This is a genomic window from Aeromonas aquatica (genome assembly GCF_000764655.1).
GTDB lineage: Bacteria > Pseudomonadota > Gammaproteobacteria > Enterobacterales > Aeromonadaceae > Aeromonas > Aeromonas aquatica.
In genome coordinates this window covers 34,466-40,717 of record NZ_JRGL01000099.1, presented here as the reverse complement: position 1 = coordinate 40,717, position 6,252 = coordinate 34,466, and the positions used below count along the sequence as shown (strand labels likewise).

Sequence of the window (6,252 nt, the reverse complement as noted above, 5' to 3'; positions counted from 1 at the left end):
TGATGATGAAAGAGAAGGCCCGATTGGAACACGCCTCAGAAGGAGGTGCCGATCAGGGATACTGGGTGCTGATGTAGGCAGGAGGCCGTCTCATGGGATCATGGGATCATGGGATCATGGGATCATGGGATCATGGGATCATGGGATCATGGGATCATGGGATCATGGGATCATGGGATCATGGGATCATGGGATCATGGCCGCTTATAACCAGCGTCTTGGATAAGATGAAGAGCTGTTATACCAACAGCGTGCCAGACACGGCAGATACAAAAAAGCCCAAGCGATGAATCGCTTGGGCTTTTTCTCAAGATGGCGGAGGAGGTGGGATTTGAACCCACGGATGGTCGCCCATCGCCGGTTTTCAAGACCGGTGCATTCAGCCGCTCTGCCACCCCTCCGAACGGCGTGCATACTACGTCAAGCCCTTGTTCATATGCAATACATATTTGTTCTGGAACAATGGGCTACAACTGGTTGGAGAGCCGCTTGAAATCAGCACTCGTCATCCTTACATTCAGTGCATACAATGCGTTAACGAAGCGGAATGTGCCGCCTCAACCCGGAAATCAAGAGGACATCAAGATGGATACCCGTTCTATCTACACTGGCACCCAGAGTGCCGCGCGTGACACCAACAAGGTGCTGCGCAATACCTACATGCTGCTTTCCCTCACTCTTGGCTTCTCTGCCGTGGTGGCCGGGGTTGCCACCGTGATGAACATGCCGCCCCTGCACTGGGCCGTGTTCCTGATCGGCGTATACGGGTTGATGTTCCTGACCCAGAAGAACCGCGACAACGGCATGGGGCTGGTGTTCACCTTCGCCCTGACCGGTCTGCTTGGCTACAGCCTGGGCCCCATCATCAACATGTACATGAACAATGGTGGTGGCGAGATCGTGATGACCGCCCTGGGCGGTACCGCGCTGACCTTCTTCGGGCTGTCGGCCTATGCCCTGACCACCAAGCGTGACCTCTCCTTCATCGGCGGCATGCTGTTCGTCGGTTTCTGGGTACTGCTGGTGGCCATGGTCGCCAACATCTTCCTGCAGATGAGCGCCCTGAGCCTGGCCCTGTCCGCCATGTTCATGCTGTTCTCCTCCGGCGCCATCCTGCTGACCACCCAGCAGATCATCCGCGGCGGCGAGACCAACTACATCTCCGCCACCGTGACCCTGTATGTCTCCATATACAACATCTTCCTGAGCCTGCTCAGCCTGCTCGGTGGCAACCGCAACTAAGCACAACCCGTACAGAAAACCCCGCTTCGGCGGGGTTTTTATTGGCCGCCACCCCTGCTAGGGTGGAGGCGAGTCGGTGCGAAAGCCTGCATGAACAACGCGGCCCTGATTTGGATCAGGGCTCTTTCGTGGCCGACGGACTATCCTCTCGCTTTCGATTCGCTCAAGGGTTGCATCTCTCCCATGCCCATGGTTTTTGTCAGTCTGCTGCACCGTTCACTGATTACTCACTCTACTTATGGCCCTGCACTCAAGGACGGTGTCTCCCATGCCCATTGATCTCGCGGGCCTGCTGCGCCGTCTCCTTAGCGACAGCCATATCTACTTTGCCCTCAAGGTGTTGCTGGCCATAGTGGGGCTGCTCGCCTTCGCCCTGGTAAGCGGCGACATCTCGCTGACCGTGTTGCTCTCCCTCGGGGTAGTCGCGGGCGCCATTGCCGAGACAGACGACAGCCTCTGGGGCCGGGTCAAGAACCTCGCCATGACGCTGGTGTGCTTCCTGTTTGCCTCCCTCTGCGTGCAGTACCTCTTCCCCACCCCCTGGTTGTTCGCACTTGGGCTTGCGGGCTCGACCTTCATCTTCGTGATGGTGGGGGCGCTCGGCCAGCGTTACGCCACCATCAGCTTCGGCGCTCTGCTCATCGCCATCTATACGATGCTGGGGGCCGCCAAGGCGCCGGATCTCTTCTACCAGCCGCTGGCCCTCGGCGCCGGCGCCCTCTGGTACGGGCTGGTGTCGCTGCTCTGGCTCTGGCTCTTGCCCTACAAGACGCTGCACGAGCAGCTCGCACAGAGCTACTTCGCCCTCGGCCGCTACCTGCTGGAAAAATCCCGTTTCTTCCCGGCCGACGAACACGGCTCCCAGGCTATTCGCCACAACCTGGCCCAGCTCAACATCAACCTGGTAAACGCCCTCAATCTGACCAAGACGGCGCTCAACGCCCGCCTCAGCACCCGCCATCAGGCGGCGCCCGAGCTCGCCAGCCTGCTGCGCCTCTATTTGCTGGCGCTGGAAATTCAGGAGCGCGCCACCTCCAGCCACTACCCCTACAGCAAGCTGGAGGCCGAGCTCAAGCAAGGCATCGTCCTCGACGGCTTCCAGGAGGTGTTTCTGCAACTCTCCGAGGCGTGTCAGCAGCTGGGCTACGCCATCCTGGTGCACAAGCCCTACGTCCATCACAAGCGCATCCACTGGACCCTGGAGGCCCTCGGCGATCAGTTGGAGTTCACCCATCTCAAGCAGCACTATCCCAAGACGCTGCTGACGCCGATGAAGTTCCTGCGCCGCAACCTCGCCAACATCAACCAGCTGCTGGCAAGCGCCGAGGAGTTGCAAAACCCGGCCCTGCCCCCCCAAAGCCTGCCCATCCTGGCGAGACCTGCGCCCCTGCCGCTGCTGACCCTGTTCAAGCAGCACCTGACCCCGAACTCCATGGTGTTTCGCCACGCCCTGCGCCTCACCCTGGGGCTGGTGGTCGGCTATGGCATACTGCAGGCGTTCCATCTGGACAAGGGCTACTGGATCCTGCTGACCGTCTTGTTCGTCTGTCAGCCCAGCTACAGCGCCACCCGGCGCCGGCTGGTGCAACGGATGCTCGGCACCTTCGCCGGCATCCTGATCGGCGTGCCCGTGCTCTGGCTGTTCCCCGAGTTGCATCTGCAGCTGGGGATCATGGGACTCGCCGCCTTCCTGTTCTTCACCCAGGTGCGCAGCAACTACAGCGCCGCCGTCTGCTTCATCACCCTCTATGTGCTGATGGCGTTCAACCTGCTGGACGGCATCGGCTTCGCCATCCTGGGCCCGCGCCTGCTCGACACCTTCCTCGGCTGCCTGCTCTCCTACGCCCTGGTGGCCTGGCTGTGGCCGGACTGGCAATACAAGCGGCTGCCCAGCCTCATCGCCAATTCGCTGTCGGCCAACGCCCGTTATCTCTCTGCGGTGCTCGCCAGCCTGCATCGCCAGCGTGACGAGTCCCTCGACTACCGGGTCGCCCGCAAGTGTGCCCATCTGGCCGACAGCGAGCTGGCCATGGCCTGGCAGAGCATGCTGGTGGAGCCGAGCAAGCGCCGCCGCTTCCTCGAACTCTGTTTTACCCTCACCTGGCGCAACCACGCCCTGCTCTCCTACATCTCGGCGCTGGGGGCCCATCGCGACAAGCTCGAGCCTATCCCCGAGCTCGACGAGATCAGCCGCCACATCAGCCATACCCTGGAGAGCGCCGCCGGCCACATGGCGGGGGAAATGCCGGCGCAGCTCGAGGGCCAGTGCCCGCTCATCGCCCCGGACAGCAGCGAGGAGCAGCTGATGCTGACCCAGCAGCTCAACCTCATCAGCCAGCTGGCGGACGAGCTGCTGGAACTCGCCAACGAGAGCCGGTTGCTCACGAGAGATCAAGACGCTACCATGCCCGCCCAATCCCGATAGCCTTATTTGCGAGGAGCCCCCTATGTCTGAGCCGCAGTCTGAACATCATCAGCTGGCATTCAATGGCCACACCATCGAGACCGATGCCAAGGGTTATCTGCGTCACATCGAAGACTGGAGCGAGGCGCTGGCACTGGTGCTGGCCGAGCGGGAAGGCATAGTGCTGGAGGAGCCGCACTGGGAAGTGGTGCGCTTCGTGCGGGCGTTTTATCTGGAGTTCAACACCTCCCCCGCCATCCGCGCCCTGGTCAAGGCAATGGAGAAGCAGTACGGCCCCGAGAAGGGCAACAGCCGCTATCTCTACAAACTGTTCCCGGAAGGACCCGCCAAGCAGGCCACCAAGATAGCCGGCCTGCCCAAACCGGTGAAATGCATCTAAAAACCAGCCAGGTCTCTCGCCGAGAGACCCTGAACGGGTACCAAAAAAATACCGCGCCCATCTGTGAAATGAGGCGCGGTATTTTTTTGTTCGGCGTTCGTCAAACCCGCATCAGGGGTTGTATGCCACCACAGAGCCACCAAGCCCGGTCATCTGGCTTATTTTGCTCTGCATGCCCTGCAGCTTGGCCTTGGACACATCCGGCCCGACGAAGACCCGGGTTATCTGGCCTTGCACCGGTGTTCGGGGTGAGGTCTGAGCCGAGTAGCCCGCCGCCCGCAGTTTGCTCACCAGGGCATTGACACTGTCTGCGTTCTTGAAGGCGCCGAGCTGCAAGATCCAGCTGCCCTGAGCAGGGGCCGCCGCGGCAGGTGCCGGAGTAGCCGGGGTCGTCATCTTGCTCGCGATGAGATCGTCCATGGACTTGATCTGACCCACCTGCGGCTTGGTTTCCACCGGTTTCTTCACCTCGACCGGTTTGGGGGGAACCGGTTTTGGCTTGGGCTGCTCCACCGGTTTCTTGGCAACCACCTCGGGCTTGGGCTGAGGCTGGGCAACCGGCTGGGTCACGGGCTGCTGTGCCTGGGCGGCTGACGGCTGATTGGCGGCCAGGGTCACGGCACCGCCGATCTCCTCGACCTGCCACTGCTCGGCCGCCGCCGCCTGTTGCTGGCTGGCGACGTGGTCCGCCGGCAGGGTGCTGGCGGCCGAGACCTGCAACGCGGGCTTGGCCGGCTCAAGCTCGGGACGCAACGGGATGTTGGCAAAGGCCTCGTCCTTTTGCTCCAGCTTGTTGCCGTCCATCAGATCCGGCAGAAAAATGACAACCAGGGCGACCAGAATAACGGTCCCCACCAATCTGTTTTGAAACTTCGAAGCCAAGTTAATTTCCACCCATGTTACTTAGAACCTACTGCTATTTTGCGGACACCAAACTCAGGCATTCACCGCCAGCACGTCGGCGACAGTGTAAAACGAGCCGAAGACAATGACCATATCATCAGGACTCGAAACGGCCAGCGCAGCCCGATAAGCCTCAGTCACCGACTCAAACAGCACGGCCGGCCCCTGCTCGCCCGGCGTTGCAACCAGGAGTGCGGCAGCCAGCTGAGAGGAAGTGGCGGCGCGCGGACCCTGCAGGCTCGCGAGATGCCAATCGTGGATAAGATCGCCCAGCTCAGCAAGGGAACCCGCCATGTCCTTGTCTTTGAGCATGCCGACCACGGCACGCCGTTTCCCCTTGCAAGGGATCAGGCGCAACTGGCTCGCCAGATAGGCCGCAGAATGCGGATTGTGGGCCACATCGACGATCACCAGAGGCGCGCTTTGCAGCCGCTGCATCCGCCCGGCCAGCCGAGCCTCCGCCAGCCCCTGCCGGATGGCAGTCTCCGGCAGCGGCAGTCCCAGGGACTCCAGCGCCGCCAGCACGGTCACCGCGTTCATCAGCGGCAGCGCGGGCTTGGGCAAGCCCTGCCAGTGGTGCAGGCCGTGGTAATCCCAGCCCTCGTCGCGCTCATCGGCAAAAAAGTCCACCCCGACCTGGCGCAAGCAAGCCCCCAGACGCAGGGCTTCGCTCGCGATGGTCTCAGGTGGGTTTGGCTCGCCGCTGATGGCGGGTTTACCCGCACGATAGACACCGGCCTTCTCCACCGCCACCGCCTCGCGGGTATCCCCGAGCCAGTCACAGTGATCCAGCGCGATGGAGGTGATCATGGCGACATCGGATTCCACCACGTTGGTGGCATCGAGCCGACCGCCCAACCCCACCTCCAGCAGCAGCACGTCCGGCGCGGCGCGCCCGAACAGCCACAAGCCCGCCAGGGTCGCAAACTCGAAGAAGGTGAGCGCTATCTCGGCGCGGGCCGCTTCCACCGCGGCGAAGGCGTCGCAGTGATCTTGCTCTGAGAGCTCCTCACCATCGATCCGCACCCGCTCGGTGAAGCGCAGCAGGTGCGGCGAGGAGTAGACCCCCACCCGGTACCCGGCGACCATCAGTATGCTGGCCGCCATGGCGCAGGAGGAGCCCTTGCCATTGGTGCCCGCCACCGTGATCACCTTGAAGGGCAGCTCGGTGAGGCCCATGCGGCGGGCGACGGCGCCGACCCTGTCCAACCCCATGTCGATGTTGACCGGGTGGATCTGCTCCAAATAAGAAAGCCAGTCGACCAGCGACCGGCTTTGGGAAGATTGCATCTGTGAACTCATC

The 6,252-nt window shown here is 62.0% G+C and carries 5 protein-coding genes and 1 tRNA gene; 3 read left to right on the top strand and 3 right to left on the bottom strand.

The genetic code is table 11. From position 1 onward, the window contains the following. Positions 1-313 precede the first annotated feature (313 nt). Positions 314-401, bottom strand: a tRNA-Ser gene (locus LG30_RS0111895). A 184-nt stretch (positions 402-585) separates the two neighbouring features. On the opposite strand from LG30_RS0111895, the gene LG30_RS0111890 reads away from it, so the two are divergent. From LG30_RS0111890 to LG30_RS0111880, 3 genes are all read left to right on the top strand, one after another. Next, positions 586-1,242, top strand: coding sequence for a Bax inhibitor-1/YccA family protein (locus tag LG30_RS0111890; protein ID WP_033130923.1), 657 nt, complete (start codon positions 586-588; stop codon positions 1,240-1,242). 268 nt (positions 1,243-1,510) lie between these two features. Further along, positions 1,511-3,667, top strand: coding sequence for a YccS family putative transporter (gene yccS, locus LG30_RS0111885; protein WP_033130922.1), 2,157 nt, complete (start codon positions 1,511-1,513; stop codon positions 3,665-3,667). A 22-nt stretch (positions 3,668-3,689) separates the two neighbouring features. Next, complete coding sequence (locus LG30_RS0111880; RefSeq protein ID WP_033130921.1) at positions 3,690-4,046, top strand: TusE/DsrC/DsvC family sulfur relay protein; 357 nt, start codon at positions 3,690-3,692, stop codon at positions 4,044-4,046. A 111-nt stretch (positions 4,047-4,157) separates the two neighbouring features. On the opposite strand, the gene dedD is transcribed toward LG30_RS0111880, so the two are convergent. After that, positions 4,158-4,928 (bottom strand): cell division protein DedD, encoded by a 771-nt coding sequence (gene dedD, locus LG30_RS0111875; protein ID WP_033130920.1) that lies wholly within the window; start codon positions 4,926-4,928, stop codon positions 4,158-4,160. 54 nt (positions 4,929-4,982) lie between these two features. Beyond that, the gene (gene folC, locus LG30_RS0111870) at positions 4,983-6,251 is read right to left on the bottom strand and encodes a bifunctional tetrahydrofolate synthase/dihydrofolate synthase (protein ID WP_033130919.1); all 1,269 of its coding nucleotides are present in this window, start codon (positions 6,249-6,251) and stop codon (positions 4,983-4,985) included. Between the last annotated feature and the right edge of the window lies 1 nt (position 6,252).

Excerpts from the sequence above, each read along its gene's own strand:
- LG30_RS0111890 (WP_033130923.1), top strand. The coding sequence starts at position 586 with ATGGATACCCGTTCTATCTACACTGGCACCCAGAGTGCCGCGCGTGAC.
- yccS (WP_033130922.1), top strand. The coding sequence starts at position 1,511 with ATGCCCATTGATCTCGCGGGCCTGCTGCGCCGTCTCCTTAGCGACAGC.
- LG30_RS0111880 (WP_033130921.1), top strand. The coding sequence starts at position 3,690 with ATGTCTGAGCCGCAGTCTGAACATCATCAGCTGGCATTCAATGGCCAC.
- folC (WP_033130919.1), bottom strand. The coding sequence starts at position 6,251 with ATGAGTTCACAGATGCAATCTTCCCAAAGCCGGTCGCTGGTCGACTGG.